At 64.1% G+C, this 18387-nt stretch carries 20 protein-coding genes and 1 tRNA gene; 13 read left to right on the top strand and 8 right to left on the bottom strand.

Features of this window, described 5'->3' with window-relative positions; all coding sequences use genetic code 11:
* Positions 1-66 precede the first annotated feature (66 nt).
* Complete coding sequence (locus ACWTV3_RS06235) at positions 67-555, top strand: hypothetical protein (protein ID WP_498477310.1); 489 nt, start codon at positions 67-69, stop codon at positions 553-555.
* A 36-nt stretch (positions 556-591) separates the two neighbouring features.
* Positions 592-681 (top strand) — tRNA-Ser (locus ACWTV3_RS06230).
* 63 nt (positions 682-744) lie between these two features.
* Here the strand turns inward: ACWTV3_RS06230 and ACWTV3_RS06225 are convergent.
* Positions 745-987 carry a hypothetical protein gene (locus tag ACWTV3_RS06225; RefSeq protein WP_498477309.1) on the bottom strand — a complete coding sequence of 81 codons (243 nt, stop codon included), beginning with the start codon at positions 985-987 and terminating at the stop codon, positions 745-747.
* 244 nt (positions 988-1231) lie between these two features.
* Here ACWTV3_RS06225 and ACWTV3_RS06220 point away from each other — a divergent pair, with 244 nt between their 5' ends.
* Positions 1232-2551, top strand: a complete 1320-nt coding sequence (locus ACWTV3_RS06220; RefSeq protein ID WP_498477308.1) for a cell wall-binding repeat-containing protein — start codon at positions 1232-1234, stop codon at positions 2549-2551.
* 76 nt (positions 2552-2627) lie between these two features.
* Here ACWTV3_RS06220 and ACWTV3_RS06215 read toward each other — a convergent pair whose 3' ends face one another.
* Positions 2628-3272 carry a TetR/AcrR family transcriptional regulator gene (locus ACWTV3_RS06215; RefSeq protein ID WP_498477307.1) on the bottom strand — a complete coding sequence of 215 codons (645 nt, stop codon included), beginning with the start codon at positions 3270-3272 and terminating at the stop codon, positions 2628-2630.
* Between the two features lie 56 nt (positions 3273-3328).
* Here ACWTV3_RS06215 and ACWTV3_RS06210 point away from each other — a divergent pair, with 56 nt between their 5' ends.
* From ACWTV3_RS06210 to ACWTV3_RS06200, 3 genes are read left to right on the top strand one after another with little or no spacing between them, the layout of a single operon-like run.
* A complete protein-coding gene (locus tag ACWTV3_RS06210) occupies positions 3329-4690 on the top strand; it encodes a flavin monoamine oxidase family protein (protein ID WP_498477306.1) in 1362 nt (453 codons plus the stop codon).
* Positions 4691-4692: 2 nt separating this feature from the next.
* Positions 4693-5772, top strand: coding sequence for an agmatine deiminase family protein (locus ACWTV3_RS06205; RefSeq protein WP_498477305.1), 1080 nt, complete (start codon positions 4693-4695; stop codon positions 5770-5772).
* The gene (locus ACWTV3_RS06200; RefSeq protein WP_498477304.1) at positions 5769-7481 is read left to right on the top strand and encodes an amidase; all 1713 of its coding nucleotides are present in this window, start codon (positions 5769-5771) and stop codon (positions 7479-7481) included. The genes ACWTV3_RS06205 and ACWTV3_RS06200 overlap by 4 nt, the downstream gene beginning before the upstream one ends.
* Before the next feature lie 68 nt (positions 7482-7549).
* Here ACWTV3_RS06200 and ACWTV3_RS06195 read toward each other — a convergent pair whose 3' ends face one another.
* The gene (locus tag ACWTV3_RS06195) at positions 7550-8059 is read right to left on the bottom strand and encodes a GNAT family N-acetyltransferase (RefSeq protein ID WP_498477303.1); all 510 of its coding nucleotides are present in this window, start codon (positions 8057-8059) and stop codon (positions 7550-7552) included.
* 53 nt (positions 8060-8112) lie between these two features.
* On the opposite strand from ACWTV3_RS06195, the gene ACWTV3_RS06190 reads away from it, so the two are divergent.
* Entirely contained in the window at positions 8113-8595 is a 483-nt protein-coding gene (locus ACWTV3_RS06190) for a MogA/MoaB family molybdenum cofactor biosynthesis protein (RefSeq protein ID WP_498477302.1), read from the top strand.
* Positions 8596-8634: 39 nt separating this feature from the next.
* Here ACWTV3_RS06190 and moaC read toward each other — a convergent pair whose 3' ends face one another.
* Genes moaC through mobA form a run of 4 tightly spaced genes read right to left on the bottom strand, consistent with a single transcriptional unit; the run spans position 8635 to position 11334 of the window.
* On the bottom strand, positions 8635-9114 hold the full coding sequence (moaC, locus tag ACWTV3_RS06185; RefSeq protein ID WP_498477301.1) for a cyclic pyranopterin monophosphate synthase MoaC: 480 nt from the start codon (positions 9112-9114) through the stop codon (positions 8635-8637).
* The gene (locus ACWTV3_RS06180) at positions 9111-10358 is read right to left on the bottom strand and encodes a molybdopterin molybdotransferase MoeA (protein WP_498477300.1); all 1248 of its coding nucleotides are present in this window, start codon (positions 10356-10358) and stop codon (positions 9111-9113) included. The genes moaC and ACWTV3_RS06180 overlap by 4 nt, the downstream gene beginning before the upstream one ends.
* On the bottom strand, positions 10355-10708 hold the full coding sequence (locus ACWTV3_RS06175) for a DUF6457 domain-containing protein (protein WP_498477299.1): 354 nt from the start codon (positions 10706-10708) through the stop codon (positions 10355-10357). The genes ACWTV3_RS06180 and ACWTV3_RS06175 overlap by 4 nt, the downstream gene beginning before the upstream one ends.
* Positions 10705-11334: a molybdenum cofactor guanylyltransferase gene (gene mobA / locus ACWTV3_RS06170; RefSeq protein ID WP_498477298.1), complete on the bottom strand. Its 630-nt coding sequence runs from the start codon at positions 11332-11334 to the stop codon at positions 10705-10707. Before mobA ends, ACWTV3_RS06175 begins: the two co-directional genes overlap by 4 nt.
* A gap of 140 nt (positions 11335-11474) precedes the next feature.
* Between mobA and fdhD the strand changes: the two genes are divergently transcribed.
* Positions 11475-12326: a formate dehydrogenase accessory sulfurtransferase FdhD gene (gene fdhD, locus ACWTV3_RS06165; RefSeq protein ID WP_498477297.1), complete on the top strand. Its 852-nt coding sequence runs from the start codon at positions 11475-11477 to the stop codon at positions 12324-12326.
* A 15-nt stretch (positions 12327-12341) separates the two neighbouring features.
* Here the strand turns inward: fdhD and ACWTV3_RS06160 are convergent, their stop codons facing one another.
* A complete protein-coding gene (locus ACWTV3_RS06160; protein WP_498477296.1) occupies positions 12342-14657 on the bottom strand; it encodes an FdhF/YdeP family oxidoreductase in 2316 nt (771 codons plus the stop codon).
* A 153-nt stretch (positions 14658-14810) separates the two neighbouring features.
* Here ACWTV3_RS06160 and ACWTV3_RS06155 point away from each other — a divergent pair, with 153 nt between their 5' ends.
* From ACWTV3_RS06155 to ACWTV3_RS06135, 5 genes are read left to right on the top strand one after another with little or no spacing between them, the layout of a single operon-like run.
* The gene (locus tag ACWTV3_RS06155) at positions 14811-16205 is read left to right on the top strand and encodes an OFA family MFS transporter (RefSeq protein ID WP_498477295.1); all 1395 of its coding nucleotides are present in this window, start codon (positions 14811-14813) and stop codon (positions 16203-16205) included.
* A 1-nt stretch (position 16206) separates the two neighbouring features.
* Positions 16207-16308, top strand: coding sequence for an MFS transporter small subunit (locus tag ACWTV3_RS06150; protein ID WP_498477294.1), 102 nt, complete (start codon positions 16207-16209; stop codon positions 16306-16308).
* A 55-nt stretch (positions 16309-16363) separates the two neighbouring features.
* Positions 16364-16777: a TOBE domain-containing protein gene (locus ACWTV3_RS06145; protein ID WP_498477293.1), complete on the top strand. Its 414-nt coding sequence runs from the start codon at positions 16364-16366 to the stop codon at positions 16775-16777.
* Positions 16777-17565 (top strand): molybdate ABC transporter substrate-binding protein, encoded by a 789-nt coding sequence (gene modA / locus ACWTV3_RS06140; protein WP_498477292.1) that lies wholly within the window; start codon positions 16777-16779, stop codon positions 17563-17565. The genes ACWTV3_RS06145 and modA overlap by 1 nt, the downstream gene beginning before the upstream one ends.
* Positions 17562-18386: an ABC transporter permease gene (locus tag ACWTV3_RS06135; RefSeq protein ID WP_498477291.1), complete on the top strand. Its 825-nt coding sequence runs from the start codon at positions 17562-17564 to the stop codon at positions 18384-18386. The genes modA and ACWTV3_RS06135 overlap by 4 nt, the downstream gene beginning before the upstream one ends.
* Position 18387 lies beyond the last annotated feature (1 nt).

Here is an 18387-nt window from a genome sequence, read left to right as displayed (position 1 = left end):
GCTGAGGAATGCGCGATTTCAGCGCGATCGTGTTTACGATGGGATACCGAACAAGGGAGCATCGCAGTGGCCGACAAGACCTTCGATCCGCGGTTCGACCCCGCCTTCCAACGGGGATACGCGGAAGGGGAGCACGGCGAGCGAGCGGAGGCATCCGCGCCGCCCATTGTTCCACCCGAAAGTACTTTGGAACCCGCTCTCTGGGCGTCGACAGAGCACGGTACTCCTGACCCGCAGTCGCAGTACGTGGATGACACGGGAGCGACAGCCGGAGCGATAGCGGGCGACGTCGCGACCGCTGCGCCCGCAAGTCTCGCGCGCAACCCCTGGCTCTACGTGTTGTGGGCGCTCGGTGTTGTGGGGCTCGTTACGACGGTGTCAGCGCTCTGGTGGGCGAACTCGATCCTCTACGGCAACGCAAATGGCGCGATCGAGAGCTACGCGATTGTCTCCAGCGTGCAGTCGTTGGCTCCCGGCGGTTTCATTCTGGGCTCTGTTTCTCTGGTGGGAGCCGTGCTCCTCCACGGCCTGAGTTGGATGCGTAAAAATCAGTGAACGCACGTCGTCAATATCTGTACTAAACTCTCTCCCGGTACCGTGTCCGAGCGGCCGAAGGTGCAACTCTCGAAAAGTTGTGTGTGTGAAAGCGCACCGTGGGTTCAAATCCCACCGGTACCGCCAAAGAAAAGCCCCGCATTCCTGGTGAATGCGGGGCTTTTTTGTGCGCTTGACGTGTTGCCGGTTTTATAGTCGTGACTTATTGCTGGGTCGATCAGGATCATCCTCGCGAAATGGCAGCGCGGCAACGACGAGCGCGGGGATTAGGAACCCCATGGCGAATGACAGCCAGAAAAACGAGCCGAAAGCTCGGTCCTTGCGCTTTGCTGCCATCGCGACAAGGAACGAAACGAGCACGTTGACGAGGGCGACCCCGCCTATCACCAACGAGTAAGCGAGGTCATAAGCTGCCGGAAGTAATGGGTTCACGAGGCCACCCTATCGAGGTTGCTCAGCGTTCGCAGCGATGCCGGAGCACGCCTCACGCCAGTGGGACAAGGCCGTGCTCGAGCCCCTGCTGCGGACTGATCGTCCCCGCAATGGGGGACTGTGCGGTGAGAAGCGGTCGCGTAGCCTACACAGCATGGGGAAAACCGGGGGGTTTTCAACGCGTCGTCTATTCGCGCGTTGGATTAGTGCTATCGCAATTGCGGCTGTCTTGGCATCGGGGGCGGTGTTTACAAGTCCAACGCCGGCGACTGCTGCTGGCGAGAACACCATTCTCGCTCTCGTCAATGAGGCGCGTGCTGCCGAAGGTCTGGGGCCGTTGAAGATCAACTCTTCGATGAACACAGTCGCGTCTGACTGGGCTAAGAAGATGGCCGCCAATGGCACCATGTCCCACAACCCGAGCTACTCGACTCAGATTCCGAGCGGCTGGACACGAGCTGGCGAGAACGTCGCCCGCGGCTGGCCGTCGGTCACCGCAGTCCACGATGCGTGGATGGATTCTCCGGGGCATCGCGCGAACATCATGGGTGATTTCACCGACATCGGTATTGCCTTCTTGACTATCAACGGCACCACGTGGGCCGTCCAGAACTTTGCAAAGTACGGCGCGAGCGTTCCTGCTCCCGCAGCAACCCCGAGCGATGTTGAGCGCCTCTCAGGCTCCGACCGCTATTCGACGGCGGTCGCAATCTCACAGGAGTTCGACCCGGGAGTCAGCGTTGTCTACGTCGCAACCGGCGAGAACTATCCTGACGCTCTCAGCGCTGCTCCTGCCGCAGCCAAACAGGGCGGTCCGCTTCTGCTGACACCACCAACAGGGTTGCCGACCGTGGTGAAGAACGAGATCAAACGGCTTGATCCGGATCTCATCGTTGTCGTAGGCGGAACCGGTGTGCTGTCAAGTTCTATCTACAAGCAGCTCGCAGCATTGGCGCCCAAGATTCGACGTGATGGTGGCGCAAGCCGTTATGAGACGTCACGCATCGTGACCGAACGAGCATTCCCCGATGGATCGAACACCGCATTCTTTGCCACTGGTGCCAACTACCCAGACGCTCTGAGCGCCAGCGCTGCAGCAGGGAACACGGGAAGCCCGGTCATCCTGATCGACGGCACCGGTAGCGGCGTCAACTCAGCAACCGCCAAGCTCATCGATCGTCTCGATATTTCGAAGATCATGATCGCTGGAGGCACCGGTGTGGTCTCCAGCAAGGTTTTCAAGGCTCTAGATGCGCAGCCTGGGGTCACGAAGGTCACTCGGTACTCCGGCGCTGACCGCTACGAGACTTCGGAGGCGATCAATAGCGCAAGCTTCGACACCGCTCCGCGGGCCTTCTTTGCTGTCGGAACCGGATTCGCGGATGCGCTCGCTGGCGCCGCGCTCGCTGGTGGCACATCGGCCCCCTTGTACGTGGTGCCGGGAAACTGTGTCCCGAAGGGGGTCGTGAGCAACCTGAATGACTTCGACACTTCCAGTCGAGTTCTGCTTGGCGGAGCGGGAGCTCTCGGCAGCGGAGTCGCACAGCTGACGGTCTGCAAATAGCTGCGACCGACAAAGCCCCGCATTCTCAACGAATGCGGGGCTTTGTTGCGGGTGCAGAGTGCGACCTGCGGAACCTCTAGACGGTCGGTTTGTTGCTGGGGTTGCGAGCGTCTTCGTTGATCCTTAGCGACACGTCGAGCATGTCCTCGAGGGTTTCCCGCACGAGAGCGTCGCGGGTCTCGCGACTGCGAAAGTTGACGAGTTGGTACGCAGAGGTGGCATCTACGAGCGCGAAGAGCACGAGCGCTGCCCGCTCGGGGCTCACCGGCGCGAACTGGCCCGCATCCTGACCTGCGCGGATAATGCCGATGGCGAGAGCATGCCAAGAATCCATTGACTGACGGGCGGCTTCGGCCAGTGGCTCGTTGCGTCGGCCGAGGCTCCACGCGTCGGTCCAGACCTCGCCGACGTTGTCTCGCGCGGGATCGGCGATGGCCTCAATGAGTGCGCGAATCTGATCGAGCGGCTTATCTGGTGCGAGAGCGAAACGTTCGACCTCGGCAATTTCCTTCTCGGCAATCGATGCGAAGGTCGAAGCCACGAGGGCTTCCATGCTGGGCTCGTAGTGTGCAATGAGGGGCGCGGTGACTCCGCAGTGGGCGGCGAGGTTGCGCAACGAGATTGCGGCGAGACCACGAGTCAGTGCGATCTGTTGAGCCGCGTCGCGGATTTCGGATGCTCGCTCAGTGGCGTTTCGTCGTCGAGTTGTGCCTGCTGCCATCCTCGCAGTGTAGCCGTTCTTGACTCTTATTGAACAGGTGGTAAATAATGGTGAGCATGAATACCATTAACCGCGACGTCGTCATCGTCGGAGCCGGCGCTACCGGCCTCACCGCGGCGAGAGCCCTCGTTCGCGAAGGTCACAGCGTGATCGTGCTCGAAGCGCGCGACCGCATTGGTGGTCGCCTCTTGACCGATTCGATCGACGGCCAAATGTTTGAGGTCGGTGGCCAGTGGGTTTCTCCCGACCAGACCGCACTTATCGACATGCTTGCCGAGCTGGGCCTCGAAACCTACTCGCGCTACCGCGAAGGCGAGAGCGTCTACGTCTCGAAAGATGGCGTGGCTCGCCGCTTTACGGGAGACATCTTTCCGGCGGGGGCTGCGACCGAAGCGGAGATCACTCGGCTCATTGCAGTGCTCGACGAGCTCGTCGCTGAGCTTGACCTTGAGGCTCCATGGGAGCATCCGCGGGCCGCAGAATTCGACCGCGTCTCGTACCGCGCGTGGCTAGAGAGCCAGAGCACGGATGCCGAAGCAATCGACAACATTGCTTTGTTCGTTGCCGAGGCGATGCTCACCAAGCCCGCCCACGCGTTCTCGCTGTTGCAGGCGTTGCTCATGGCAGCCAGCGCGGGAAGCTTCAGCAACCTCGTTGACTCCGACTTCATTCTCGACAAGCGTGTGGTGGGTGGTCTGCAGCAGGTTCCGCTCGTGATGGCTGAGGCATTGGGCACCGACGTCGTTCGACTCTCGCAGCCGGTTCGCCGCATTGAGCGGAACGCCGCTGGCGCGACCGTCACGAGCGACGAGCTCACGGTCACGGCGAAACACGTCATCGTTGCAGTGCCGCCGAACCTCTACGATCGCATCGACTATGTTCCGGCCCTGCCGCGAATGCGTCAACAGATGCAGCAACACTCGTCGCTCGGGCTTGTGATCAAGGTGCATGCTACTTATGCGACCCCGTTCTGGCGCGCGGCGGGCCTCTCGGGAACCGCGTTCAGCCCCTACCAACTGGTTCACGAAGCGTACGACAACACCAACCACGGTGAAGTGCGCGGCACCCTCGTGGGCTTCGTGTCGGGGGAGAAGGCCGACGAACTGTTCGCGCTTGATCCGGCCGACCGCAAGCAGCGCATCCTCGAATCGCTCGCCACCTATTACGGCGACGAAGCACTCACCCCGGCCGTGTACTACGAAAGCGACTGGGCTTCCGAAGAGTGGACTCGCGGCGCGTATGCGGCGAGCTTCGACCTCGGTGGCCTGACGCGCTACGGCGCTCTGCAGCTCGAGCCGGTCGGGCCGATCCAGTTCGGTTCGAGCGACCTCGCGGCGGTCGGCTATCAGCATGTTGATGGTGCTATTCGGGTGGGACAGCGGTTGGCATCCACCATCATTGAAGCGACGAAAGGCTAGCCATGAGTTGGAGAATGCCATCGGAAACAGCCGCCCACGAGCGCACTTGGATGGCATTCCCGCGCGTCGGGGAAACACTCGGCGCGACTGACTCCGAACGGGAACTCGGCTATGCAGCCTGGGCTGACGTGGCCAACGTCGTCGCCCAGTTCGAGCCGGTCTCGATGGTCGTCGATCCGACTGAAATGTTCCGTGCTCGGCGGATGCTCGACAGCAGCATCGAGCTGCTCGAAGCACCGCTCGATGAGTTCTGGATGCGCGACATCGGGCCCACCTTCGTGCTCGACGATGAGCGCCCCGGCATTCTCGGCGCGGTCGACTGGATCTTCAACGGCTGGGGTGCTCCGGCCTGGGCCGAGTGGGAACAGTCGGCGAAGATTGCGCGCGTGGTGGCTGAGGCTGCTGGTGCCGAGATCGTCAGCTCACTCCTCGTCGCTGAAGGGGGCGGACTTCACGTCGATGGGGAAGGCACTGTTCTGCTCACCGACACCGTTCAGCTCGACCCGCGCCGCAATCCGCTTGCTGATCGCGCCCGCGTTGAGCAGGAAATGCGGCGCACGATTGGCGCGACTCACGCGGTCTGGCTGCCGTGCGGCCTCACCCGCGACTACGACGACTTCGGCACCAACGGTCACGTCGACATCGTTGCAACAATCGCCTCGCCGGGGCGCGTGCTGCTGCACGCTCAACCCAACCCCGAGCATCCCGACCACCAGGTGATGGCCGAGATTCGGGCCAGCCTCGAGAGCCAGCGGGATGCCGCCGGGCGTTCATTCGAGATCGTGGAGCTGCCTGCGCCCGCCCTGCTGCGCGACGATCACGGTTTCGTCGACTACAGCTACGTCAACCACCTCGTCGTCAACAGGGGAGTCATCGGTTGCGGCTTCAACGACGAGACGGCGGATGCCCGAGCCACCGCCATCCTCGCCGACGCCTATCCCGGCCGAGAGGTGCGCATGGTCGACTCCCGCGAGATCTTTGCGCGCGGAGGCGGCATCCACTGCATCACTCAACAGCAGCCTCAACTGCCCGGCCTCAGCGACGATGCTGCTGCCGCGCAAGAACCGGGAGCGATCGTATGAGCGCCTTCGATGTCGTCGAAGCGTCCATCGCCGAATTGCAAGAAGCGCTCGCCTCGCGCACCCTCACGAGTGAGGCGCTCGTCACCGCCTATCTGGCGCGCATCGATCGCTACGACCGCACCGGGCCCACGCTCAACGCCGTCGTTGTTCCCAACGCCGAAGCGCTCGCCGAAGCGCGCGAGTCTGATGCGCGCCGGGCTGCCGGTCAACTGCGGGGGCCGCTCGACGGCATCCCGTACACGGCCAAAGACAGCTACCTGCACCGAGGGCTCACGGCAGCAGCGGGCAGCCCCGCCTTCGCCGACCTGATGGCGATGCGGGATGCCGCCACGATTGGTGCCCTGCGCGACGGCGGAGCGATCTGCCTCGGCCTCACCAACATGCCCCCGATGGCCAACGGCGGAATGCAGCCCGGCGTCTACGGCCGTGCCGAAAGCCCATACAACGCCGAGTACCTCACCGCCGCCTACGGTTCGGGATCGTCAAACGGATCGGGCACCGCAACGGCCGCAAGTTTTGCCGCCTTCGGCCTCGGTGAAGAGACCTGGTCGAGCGGCCGGGCCCCGGCCTCCAACAACGCCCTCTGCGCTTACACGCCCTCGCGCGGCGTGATCTCTGTGCGCGGCAACTGGCCCCTCGTGCCCACAATGGATGTCGTCGTGCCGCACACCCGCACCATGGCCGACCTGCTCGCCGTGCTCGACGTGATCGTGTTCGACGATGCGGATACTCGGGGCGACTTTTGGCGCTCGCAGCCGTGGGTGGAGATTCCGGCGGCGTCGAGTGTGCGGCCGGAGACGTACTTGTCCCTCGTGCCCGACTCTGCGGAGCTGCCGCTGGCGGGCAAGCGCTTCGGCGTTCCCCGGATGTACATCAACCGCGATACAGAGGCGGGCTCGGGTACGCGCGGAGTCGGCGGTCCGACAGGAACCGCGATCGACACCCGCCCGAGCATCCTGGCCCTGTTTGACCAGGCGCGCCGCGACCTTGAAGCTGCCGGTGCCACCGTCGTCGAGGTCGACTTTCCGGTGGTCTCGAACTACGAAGCCGACCGCGCCGGTGCCCCCACCATCGCAACCCGCGGTTTGGTGAGCCCCGAGTTTCTCAAGCGCGAAATCGTCGACCTCTCGGCGTGGGCCTGGGAAGATTTTCTCCACGCCAACGGCGACCCGAACTTCTCCACGATCATCGGTGTCGACGGCAGCACGATTTTCCCGGTTACGCCGGGCACTCCGCACGATCGCTACGACGGCTTCGAAGACGACATCGCCGTGTACCCGACCCAGGTGCGCGACCACCCGTACGGCCACTTCACCGACATCCCCGAGCTCGAAGCGGGCGTGCGCGGCCTCGAAGAAACCCGCCGCATCGACCTTGAAGAATGGATGCGCGCCAACGAACTTGACGCCGTAGCCTTTCCCGCGGTCGCCGACGTGGGCGCTGCCGATATGGGCACAAACCCCGCCACGGCAGAAGCAGGATGGCGAAACGGTGTCTGGGTCGCCAACGGCAACCTCGCGATTCGGCACTTGGGCATTCCGACCGTGACGGTTCCCATGGGACTCATGGACGACATCCGGATGCCCGTGGGAATCACCTTCGCCGGTGCCGCGTATTCCGACCTCGACCTGCTGCGCATCGGCATCGCCTACGAGGCGGTGTCGCAGCGTCGGGTGGCGCCGCCGCTTACTCCGCCGCTGGTCGACTAGGCGGCAGCCAGCACGCCGGCGACCGCTGACGCTCGCGCACACGGACGAACCCGCTGCCCCGCTGACCGCTAGAGCTGCTTGATCATCTCGAGTTCGCGCCGGGACTTGTCGAGAACGTACGGCACCGAGTGCCGCGTGAGTGTGTAACCGCGACGCTCGTAGGCGGCTCGCGCTCGGGCGTTGTCTTCGTGCACGCCGAGGGTGAGGGTGCTGCCGTAAGTGGCCGCCCACTCCTCGATGGTGGCGAGCAGGGCATCCGTCACCCCAGCCTCACGACCGCGAAAGTCGGGCGTGACGTAGACGCCGACCAGCAGTGGGCCGGTCTTCGCGTCGGGAACGTAGCCGCCCATGGTGCCCACCCAGCGACCGTCCGTCGTAATGGCGGCGAGAGAAATGCCGCGTGGATTCTGACCGCGCACGGCCCGCGAACGCCAGTCCGCTTCCGTGGCCGTGCGGGCGCTATCGAGTCGCTCTGCGAACCCCATCGGGGTATCGGCCAGCATCTCGAGCCGCAGTGTGCGCACCTCACGCCAGTCATCGACGGTGGTTCGACGGATCGTAAACTCTGGCGCGCGCATGATCTGGAGTTTAGTTGTGCGCGGGGGGTGTGGGCTGCCGTACCGTAGCGGGTATGGTTCACGCTCCCATCACCGCCGCCGTCATCACCGTGTCTGACCGCAGCTTTCGCGGAGAGCGCGCGGACATCTCGGGACCGCGTGCGGTTGAACTACTTGCGGAGCAGGGCTATGCGGTGTCGTTGACAGTGATTCCGGATGGCGCGGAATCAGTCACTGCTGGCATCCGTGCCGCGCTCGCCGATGGTGCCCGCATCGTCATCACGAGTGGCGGAACCGGAGTGGCACCGCGGGATCTCACGCCCGAAGGAACCCGCCCCGTACTCACGCGAGAGATTCCCGGTATTGCCGAAGAGTTGCGCCGCGAAGGCGCACGCCACACGAAGATGGCGGTGCTGAGTCGCGGGCTGGTTGGCATCGCGGGCACAGCGCTCGTGGTGAATCTGCCCGGGTCAACCAAAGCGGTCGACGAGGGGCTTGCGGTAGTTGCGCCGCTGATCGGCCACATTCTGGAACAGCTCGACGGCGGAGACCACTAGCGAGCGATCGCTATGTGGGGCCGCTTCGAGCCGACCTCTTTAGGCCGGCCGACGCCAATCGCCCGAGCGGCCGCCGGACTTCGCGAGCAACCGCACGTTCTCAATCTGCACGGTCTTATCCATGCCCTTGACCATGTCGACGATCGCGAGCGCCGCCACCGACACCGCGGTCATGGCTTCCATTTCGACCCCCGTGCGGTCGGCGGTGCGCACGGTCGCGGTGACAGCGACTCCCTCATCCGTCACGTCAAGGTCAACTGTGGCGCCGTGCACGCCAATGATGTGAGCGAGCGGCAACAGCTCGGCAGTGCGCTTCGCAGCCTGGATGCCGGCGATGCGAGCGACCGCGAGAACGTCACCCTTGGGAGCGTTGCCCGAGCGTAGCGCGTCGATGATCACGGGGGAGCAGCGAACGAAACCCTCCGCCGTCGCTTCGCGCACGGTCGGAGTCTTGGCGGTGACATCCACCATCCGGGCTTGGCCAGCAGAGTTGAGGTGCGTGAAAGGCTGATCGCTCATGACACCAGTGTGACAGCCAGCAGGTCACCTTCGCGCACCTCAGTCACATCTTCAGGAACGAAGGCCAGCGCGTTGGCTCCGGCCAGGCTCGCGACGAGATAGGACCCGGCACCGCCCGCACTCGCGGGCCGCACGGATGCTGCACCCGCCTCATCCTGTTCGACGACGGCCGGCATAGATTGCGCCCGCCCCGCGGGGCTGCGCCAGCCCGTCGCGACGGTGGCGGTGATCGTCGGACGCATGTGTGCAGAGCGCCCGGCCATCGCGAGCAGCGCGGGGCGCACAAACGCCTCGAACGAGACGAAAACGCTCACGGGGTTGCCCGGCAGGGCGAAGATCAGAGGGCCTGTGGTATCACTGACTGGGAACCGGCCGAACCCTTGGGGCTTGCCCGGCTGCATCCGCACGGGTCCGAACCAGACGCCGAGCGGGGCGAGCACTGCCTTCACAACGTCGTATGCACCGACGCTCACGCCGCCCGAGGTGACAAAGGCATCCACGTCGCCTGCATGCTTCTCAAGCATCTCGCGCAGAGCGTCATCGTCGTCGACAACCGAGCCAAGTTGAACGGGGATGCCGCCGCACTCGGTAATCATCGCCGCCAGCAGTAGCGAGTTCGAGTCGTGAATCTGGCCACGCTTCAGCGGCTCTCCGGGCTTGCGCAGTTCAGTGCCGGTCGAGAGCACACCGACGCGCGGTGCGGGGTGCACCGTCAGGGCGCTGACTCCGGATGCCGCGGCGGCAGCCAGGTCGCGGGCGCCGAGCACGCGCCCTGCCGTCAGCACCGGGTCGCCCGCGCGCACATCAGTACCCGTGCGCCGGATGTGGGCGGCGGGACTCGGGGCGCTAAAAATGAGGACGGTATCGGTTCCCTCATCGGTGTCTTCGATCGGCACGATGCAGTCTGCATCAGTGGGAACCGCGGCACCGGTCATTATTCGGGCGGCCTCGCCGGGCTGCAACGGCGGATTCTCGGCGGAGCCCGCAGGGAGATCGGCGACCACACGGAGCACTCTCGGTGCCTCTGCTGTGGCAGAGGCGGCATCCGCTCCGCGGAGCGCATAACCGTCCATCGCGGAGTTGTCGAAACCGGGAACATCGACCGCGGCGTGCACGTCGTCGGCGAGCGTGAGCCCCAACGCCTGCGCAATCGGGATGCTGACAACCGGCAAGGGTGTGACGTTCCCCAGAATGTTCGCGCGGTGCTGTTCGATGCTGATCGACGCGGGGGAGGCCGCCATCATTCTGCTGCGCCTGACTGTGCGGAGCCGGATGGTGGCAAGTCCGACGACGACGCAGCAGCAGGCTGCGCGGCATCGCTTGCGGCGGCAAGGGCAGCTCGTGAGAGTGCGTCCGCGCTCCGGATGGCCGAGGACGGATCGGTACCGGCGGCGGCAGCCAGACCCGCCGCGTAGCCGACAAGGAACGTCGTCACGGGAGCCGCGGGCCGGATCACCGAATGCGCGGCGACCCCGGCGAGATCCAGAATTCCATCGACATCCATCGCGGCACGAAACTCATCGCTGGCGATACCCAGCTCGCTGCTGAGGTGTGCGGCCCAGTCGTCGAGGCGTTGGCGTTCTTCGGAGTTCATTGTGCGGCTTCTTTCGTTTCTGCAGTCGGATCAGTGGCGCCGAGGCGAGCTGCGTCTTCCCACGTATCAACATCGTTGGTGGCTCCGGGCACAGCCACCAGAGGCATCAGGTTCAACGGCTCAATCAGTTGTTTCATTGAGAGCCCGGGCAGGCCGTCGGCGTCGAACCGCGCGATGGCCTTGATCAGGGCGCGGCTGCGATACAGGCAGGCAAGCGGCTGACGGTGACCAGTCGCATCGACGGAAATCACGCCATCCACTTCGGTGGGGGCAGAGGTGAGGGCGTCAACGAGAGCTGGCACCTGGGCAGCAATGCCCGGCATGTCACAGGCGAGAACAAGGATGGCGTCGCTCTCGCTGGTGCCGTTGGTTGAGAGATGATGAGCGCCGGCGGCAAGCGCAGCAGCGGGCCCCGAAAAGGGCGGATCCTCGCGCGTAATGAACACCGTAGTGTCCACGAGGTCGGGATCAATGGGGCCGACCACGATGCAGGTACGCGCCACACTGGATGCCGCAGAGAGCGCGTGGTCGAGCAGGCTGCGGCCTTGTACACGGAGCGTTGCTTTCGCCACAGATCCCAATCGGGACGAGCGACCTCCGGCGAGCACCGCCGCATCGATCAGCATGCAGCCACTCTAAGTGACGGTGCAATCAGCGTCACTATCCGGCGCGAGTTGTGGTCGCTGCTGCCGCAGTCGCCACCGCCGGGATAGTCTCGATTGAGGAGCGGCGCAGAACCCGCGGCGCTCCGGAGGAGGCAGGCAGCGTGAGCAGAATCACGGCACGGCGCAAGATCACCCGAGTGACTATCGGTTCGCCTCCGGCACCCCGGGAGGACGTGCTTGCGGTGGAGGAGCCGCTGGAGATGCGCGTCAATGGGCGCTCGCTTGCCGTGACAATGCGCACCCCCGGTGATGACTTCGATCTTGTGGCAGGGTTTCTTGTTTCCGAGGGAATCATTACCTCGGGCGAGCACTTTTTTGCCGCACGCTACTGCGCCGGTGCCACCGTCGACGGAGTGAACACCTATAACGTCGTTGACGTCACCCTGGCGCCGGGCGTGCCTGCACCCGATCCCAGCCTGGAGCGATCGTTTCTTACGACCAGTTCCTGTGGACTGTGCGGCAAGGCAAGCATCGACGCCGTGCGCACCAAATCGGCGTTCTCTGTAGCCGAGGATGCCGCGCGAATCGACGCCGAGCTGCTGACCACGTTCCCCGAGAAGCTGCGCGAGGCGCAAAACGTATTCGAGAAGACGGGCGGATTGCACGCGGCGGCGCTGTTCGATGGTGCGACGGGCGAGATGCTGGTGGCGCGCGAGGATGTTGGCCGGCACAACGCGGTCGACAAAGTTATCGGATGGGCTGTGAAACAGAACTTCTTGCCATTGTCGGGGACCGTGCTCATGGTGTCGAGCAGAGCGAGCTTCGAGCTCGCGCAGAAGGCCATGATGGCGGGCATTCCGGTTTTGGCTGCGGTGTCGGCGCCGTCGTCGCTGGCCGCGGAATTCGCTGCCGAGGTCGGTATGACGCTCGTCGGCTTCCTCCGCGGACAGTCGATGGTGCTCTACGCCGGACACGAGCGCATCACACAGAATGAGTCGGTCGACGCGAACTAGCCGGCTGGCCCCGCACTAGCTCAGCTGCGGCGTCTCGTCCTCCACCGCCGGGATAAACCGCACCGCCATCGCCTTATATCCTGGCGTGTTCGACTCGCGTGCAACGAGTTCGCGGTGCACGAGGTTGTTCGCTTCCGGGAAGTAGGCTGCCGCGCATCCCCGCGGGGTCGGGTAGAAAACAAGGCGGAACTTGTCTGCCCGGCGCTCTTGGCCCTGGAAGGTGCTGATGACGTCTACGAGAGCGCGATCGGCGAACCCCATGTCGGCGGCATCGTCCTTGTTGATGAGGATGACGCGGCGGCCGCCCGAGACGCCACGGTAGCGGTCATCCAGACCGTAATACGTGGTGTTGTACTGGTCGTGGCTGCGCATCGTCTGCAGAATCAGGTGCCCCGGTGGGGGTGTCAGATACTCCAGCGGGCTCACCGTGAAGCGGGCCAGACCGATGTCGGTGGCGAAGCTGCGAGAGTCGCGCGGCGGGTTAGGCAGCACGAATCCGTTCTTCGTCCGCAGGCGGGTGTTGAAATCGGCGAAGCCCGGCAGCACCCGAGAGATGTGGTCGCGAATGACGTCATAGTCCTCGGCCATCGCTTTCCAGTCCACCGGGTGATCCTCGCCCAGAGTGGCGGTGGCCATGCGGGCGATGATCACGGGTTCCGCGAGCAAGTGATCTGACACGGGCTTGAGCCGGCCTTGAGTGGTGCGCACTACCGACATGGAGTCTTCGACCGACAGCACTTGGCGGCCGCCCGGATGCTTGTCGTCGGTGTCGGTGCGACCTAGCGTGGGCAAAATCAACGAGGTGAGCCCGTGAACGACATGCGAGCGGTTGGGCTTGGTTGAGACGTGAACGGTCAGGCCCACCCGCTGCAATGCGTTACCGAGCGCTTCGGTGTCCGAGGCAGCGAGCGCAAAGTTTCCGCCCATCGAGACGAACACGTCGACGTTGTCGTTCTCGAACGCCTCAACGGTGTCGACCGAGTCGAAGCCGTGCTCGCGGGGCGAAGCGATTCCGAATTCCTTGTCGAGGGCATCCAGCATCCACTCATGTGGTTTCTCCCACACGCCCATCGTGCGGTCGCCCTGCACATTCGAGTGGCCGCGCACGGGGCACGCACCGGCGCCGGGCTTGCCGAAGTTGCCCTGCAGGAGGAGCAGGTTGATGATCTCCTTGAGCGTGTTCACGGAGTGAGGCTGTTGCGTGAGACCGAGTGCCCAACAGATGATCGTGGCCTTCGACTCGACCATCATCTGAGCAACCTTGGCGATCTCGAGGCGAGAGAGGCCGGTCGCTGTTTCGGTCTCGTCCCAGTCGATCGTCTTGCGCGCGGCCCGGTAGGCATCGATGCCGTCGGTGTTCGCTGCGATGAACTCGTGGTCAACAACGGAGCCCGGAACCCGCTCTTCCTCCTCCAGCAGCAGGTGGCCGAGAGCCTGGAACAGCGCGAGGTCGGCACCGACCTTGATCTGGAGGAATTCGTCGGCGAGGTTTGTGCCGCCCCCGACGACTCCCTTGGGCGTCTGCGGGTCTTTGAAGTTGAAGAGCCCGGCTTCGGGGAGTGGGTTGACGGCGACGATCTTGCCACCGTTGTCTTTACATTCGGCCAGGGCCGACAGCATCCGCGGGTGGTTCGTGCCGGGGTTCTGGCCAATCACAAAGATGAGCTCAGCCTCATGGATGTCTTCGAGCGAGACGGTGCCTTTACCGATGCCAATCGTGGGGTTCAGGGCGGAACCGGATGATTCGTGGCACATGTTCGAGCAGTCCGGCAGGTTATTGGTGCCGATCGAGCGCGCGAAGAGCTGGTACAGAAAAGCCGACTCATTGGCCGTGCGGCCGGAGGTGTAAAAGACGGTGCGCTCGGGAGTGGTGGCGCGGATCTTCTCGCCGATGAGCTCGAAGGCATCGTTCCAGGAGATCTGCGAGTAGTGGGTGTCGCCGGGACGGATGACGACCGGATGCGTGATGCGGCCCTGGTTGCCGAGCCAGTACTCGGTTTTCTCCGACAGCTCTTCGATCGAGTGTTCTGCCCAAAACTCTGGGGTGACGGTGCGCAGCGTGCTTTCTTCGGCAACGGCCTTGGCGCCGTTTTCGCAGAACTCCGCCACCTTGCGGTGGCCTTGTGACTCTGGCCAGGCGCAGCCGGGGCAGTCTGTACCGTCGCGCTGGTTCAGTCGCAACAGTGAGCGTGCGGTGCGGGTCACGCCCGCCTGCGCGATTCCCCGATCCAACGCCACGAGCACGGCTTCAACGCCGGCCGCCGACTTCTTCGGTTTCTTGACGAGCAGGTCGTCTTCATTGATGTCGTCAACCGGGGCTCCACGTGTCATGGTTCCATCCTGCCCGCAATCAATGAGAATTTGTGCACAATCCTGGTCAGATTCCTAAAGATTGATCAGTTAATTGCTAGCCTGTGGTTCGCGGCCAATTTGCCGACAGCAGCGTTGCTGTTTGACACGCTTAGTGCGACGAGGGGACCATCCATGAGCTGGCTTGACCGAGAACACACCATTGCCCCTCCCGGTTTCAATCGCTGGCTTGTTCCGCCGGCCGCGCTGGCGGTGCATCTGAGTATCGGTCAGGCCTACGCCACGAGCGTGTACAAGACGGCTCTGGTCGAACATTTCGATGCGAGCCTCACCCAGATTGGCGTGATCTTCTCGATCGCCATCGTCATGCTCGGGCTGTCGGCTGCGATCATGGGAACGTGGGTAGACCGCAGCGGCCCGCGCAAGGCGATGTTTGTCGCCGCGCTGTTCTGGTCGAGCGGATTCTTGATCGGTTCGCTTGGCGTTTTCTCCAACCAACTGTGGTTGGTTTACGTGGGCTACGGCTTCATTGGCGGTATTGGTCTGGGCATCGGCTACATCTCCCCGGTGTCGACCTTGATCAAATGGTTTCCCGACCGTCCCGGCCTCGCCACCGGCATGGCCATCATGGGATTTGGCGGTGGCGCACTCATTGCTAGCCCCGTCTCTACGGCACTCTTGGGGTTCTACGATCCCAACTTCGGCGCTGAAGGCTGGGTGGCCAGCGGGGATGCGGTGGGCAAGCTGTTCCTCACGCTCGGCATCGTCTACCTCGCGTACATGATGTTCGGCGCGCTCACGATTCGAGTGCCTGCCGAGGGCTGGACGCCAGCCGGCTTCGACCCGTCGAAGGTCAAGGCGAAGGCACTCGTCACCAGCAACCACGTCTCAGCGAACAACGCGATCAAGACCCGCCAGTTCTGGCTCGTGTGGATCGTGCTCTTCTGTAACGTCACGGCAGGCATCGGCATCCTCGAGCAAGCGGCGCCCATGATTCAGGACTTCTTCCGTCAAGCCGACGGGCAATCCTTGGTTACCGCCGCGGTCGCCGGCGGGTTCGTCGGCCTCCTCTCGATCGCTAACATGGGCGGTCGGTTCGTGTGGTCATCCACCTCAGACATCACGGGGCGCAAGAACATTTACATGATCTACCTCGGCGTGGGCGCGGTTCTCTACATATTGCTGGCACTCGTTGGATCCAACACGACGGCGCTGTACGTGGCGCTCGCTTTCGTGATCATCTCGTTCTACGGTGGCGGTTTCGCCACAGTTCCGGCGTATCTACGCGACCTCTTCGGCACGTTCCAAGTGGGAGCGATTCACGGTCGCCTGCTGACCGCGTGGTCGGCGGCTGGTATCGCTGGGCCGCTCATCGTGAACTCCTTCTTAGACGCCCAGGGTGCGCCGGGAGAACTGACCGCCGCGGCGTACCAGCCGGCACTGCTGACCATGGTCGGGCTACTGGTCGTCGGGTTCATAGCGAACATGATGGTGCGGCCGGTGAATCCGGTCTTTCACGAGCCGGCCAAGTCCGGATCAAAGAACGTCACGATTTCAGCGGAGGCCTGACATGAAGAAAGCACAACTCGCAGCTGTCTGGGCGCTCGTTGGCATCCCGTTGCTCTACGGCGTGTTTCAAACCGTGACTAAAGCTTCGGCGCTATTTGGCTGAGTAAGCGGCTAGTGAGCCCCAAAACGTCCGCAGATGCGGTGTTACGCTATAAATCATGGCGCAATATCGGATTAGTGAGGCGGCGGGGCTCCTCGGAGTCAGCGACGACACGGTACGACGCTGGATCGCGACCGACGGTCTGCCCGTAGCGCTCGACGACGCCGGTCGCCAAGTGGTCGACGGCGCGCATCTTGCTCAGCGCGCTCAAGAGCGGGCGCAGCAAGCCCAGCAGGCGGCAGCGGCATCCGAGACAACGAGCAGCGCGCGCAACCGCATGGTCGGGCTCGTCACAGGCATCCTGAGCGACACCGTTATGTCGCAGGTCGAGCTGCAATGCGGCCCGCATCGCATTGTGTCGCTCATGTCGACCGAAGCGGTGCGCGACTTGAAGCTCGAAATTGGGTCGCTCGCGGTCGCTGTCGTGAAAGCGACGATGGTCGTGGTTGAGGCACCGAAAGACGGCTCGTAGTGTCGGGCGGTGCGCGGCGGCTGTTCGCGGCGGTTGCGATAGCAACGACGGTAGGGCTTTCCGGATGCTCGGCAGCAGACCCGGCACCGGCATCCACATCTTCTGACGGCGCACTGCAGGGTGAGCTCACGATTTTTGCGGCGGCTTCCTTGACTGCGTCGTTTACCGAGCTGGCCGAGGCATTCAGCGCCGAGAACCCCGGAGTCGCAATCGCACCGATCTCGTTCGATGGCTCCTCTACTCTCGCCACTCAGATCAACGAGGGTGCCCCGGCCGATGTCTTCGCCTCCGCGGATGATGCCACGATGCAGCAGGTCAGCGCCGAGCTGGCAGCTGCTCCCGTTGCGTTCGCCAGCAACGAACTGCAGATTGCGGTGCAGCCCGGCAACCCGCTGGACATCACGGCGCTGAGTGATCTAGCGGAGCCCGGCGTGCAGGTTGCCGTGTGCGCTCCCGCGGTTCCGTGTGGTGCGGCAGCGCGCATCCTGCTCGATGCCGCAGCGGTCGACCTTACGCCCGTGACAGAAGAGCAGAACGTGAAAGCGGTGCTGACCAAGGTCGAGCTGGGCGAGGTGGATGCCGGGCTCATCTATGTCACCGATGTTCAGGATGCGGCGGGTGCGGTCGACGGAGTCGCGATTGAGGGTGCCGACGCGGCCCGCAACAGCTACCCGATCGCCGTGCTGAACGAGGCCGCGCACCCGGCCATCGCAGCGGCCTTCGTGGAATTCGTGCTTTCGGCACCGGGGCAGGCCATTCTCGCGAGCCACGGATTCGTGAAGCCATGAGTGCCGCCTCGCGCACGACTGCAACCGCCGGCTCCGGCATCCCGCGCCTGCTGTACCTGCCCGCGGCCCTCGGCTTCGCGCTGCTGATTTTGCCTCTCGTCGGGCTGTTTCTGCGTGCCGACTGGCCGAGCGTTCCGGCCGCGATCGTCTCTGAGGAGGCGCAGTCGGCGCTCTGGCTATCGCTGCAGACGGCGCTCGCCGCAACGGTGCTGTGCCTCATCGTTGGCATTCCGCTCGCGCTCGTGATCGCGCGCTCGGGCAACCGTCTGGCGGGCCTGCTGCGCGCGCTCACCACGCTCCCGCTCGTGATGCCGCCCCTCGTCGGCGGCATCGCGCTGCTGTACCTTCTCGGACGCAACGGGCTCGTCGGCAGCGTGCTCGAACTGTGGTTTGGCATCAGCATTCCGTTCACGACGGGAGCGGTCGTGATCGCGCAATCGTTCGTAGCGCTGCCGTTCCTGGTGATCTCCGTCGAGGGCGCGCTGCGCACCGCGGGCACCCGCTACGAGCTGGTCGCGGCCACTCTCGGCGCCGGGCGCTGGACAGTGTTTCGTCGCGTCACGCTGCCGCTCATCATGCCGGGCGTCATTGCCGGAACCGTGCTCTGCTTCGCTCGCGCCCTCGGCGAATTCGGTGCCACCGCCCTCTTCGCTGGTAACGCCGCCGGAACGACCCGCACCATGCCCCTCGCCATCTACACCGCGTTCAACGGCGCCGGCGTGAGCCAAGATTCGGCCATCGCCCTGTCGCTGCTGCTCGTCGTGGTGGGCATCGTCATCCTCCTTCTGCTGCGCAGCTGGCGCACGACCCCGGAGCTCTGAG

Source organism: Salinibacterium sp. AL4.1, from assembly GCF_059767305.1.
Note: the sequence above shows the minus strand (reverse complement) of the source record. Positions and strands in the feature narration are given on the sequence as shown.

Coding starts and splice junctions, on each gene's coding strand:
- ACWTV3_RS06215 (WP_498477307.1), bottom strand. CDS start 3,272: ATGGCAGCAGGCACAACTCGACGACGAAACGCCACTGAGCGAGCATCC.
- ACWTV3_RS06205 (WP_498477305.1), top strand. CDS start 4,693: ATGAGTTGGAGAATGCCATCGGAAACAGCCGCCCACGAGCGCACTTGG.
- ACWTV3_RS06180 (WP_498477300.1), bottom strand. CDS start 10,358: ATGATGGCGGCCTCCCCCGCGTCGATCAGCATCGAACAGCACCGCGCG.
- ACWTV3_RS06210 (WP_498477306.1), top strand. CDS start 3,329: ATGAATACCATTAACCGCGACGTCGTCATCGTCGGAGCCGGCGCTACC.
- moaC (WP_498477301.1), bottom strand. CDS start 9,114: ATGAGCGATCAGCCTTTCACGCACCTCAACTCTGCTGGCCAAGCCCGG.
- ACWTV3_RS06190 (WP_498477302.1), top strand. CDS start 8,113: ATGGTTCACGCTCCCATCACCGCCGCCGTCATCACCGTGTCTGACCGC.
- ACWTV3_RS06195 (WP_498477303.1), bottom strand. CDS start 8,059: ATGCGCGCGCCAGAGTTTACGATCCGTCGAACCACCGTCGATGACTGG.
- ACWTV3_RS06145 (WP_498477293.1), top strand. CDS start 16,364: ATGGCGCAATATCGGATTAGTGAGGCGGCGGGGCTCCTCGGAGTCAGC.
- ACWTV3_RS06175 (WP_498477299.1), bottom strand. CDS start 10,708: ATGAACTCCGAAGAACGCCAACGCCTCGACGACTGGGCCGCACACCTC.
- ACWTV3_RS06150 (WP_498477294.1), top strand. CDS start 16,207: ATGAAGAAAGCACAACTCGCAGCTGTCTGGGCGCTCGTTGGCATCCCG.
- ACWTV3_RS06200 (WP_498477304.1), top strand. CDS start 5,769: ATGAGCGCCTTCGATGTCGTCGAAGCGTCCATCGCCGAATTGCAAGAA.
- ACWTV3_RS06135 (WP_498477291.1), top strand. CDS start 17,562: ATGAGTGCCGCCTCGCGCACGACTGCAACCGCCGGCTCCGGCATCCCG.
- ACWTV3_RS06160 (WP_498477296.1), bottom strand. CDS start 14,657: ATGACACGTGGAGCCCCGGTTGACGACATCAATGAAGACGACCTGCTC.
- mobA (WP_498477298.1), bottom strand. CDS start 11,334: ATGCTGATCGATGCGGCGGTGCTCGCCGGAGGTCGCTCGTCCCGATTG.
- ACWTV3_RS06155 (WP_498477295.1), top strand. CDS start 14,811: ATGAGCTGGCTTGACCGAGAACACACCATTGCCCCTCCCGGTTTCAAT.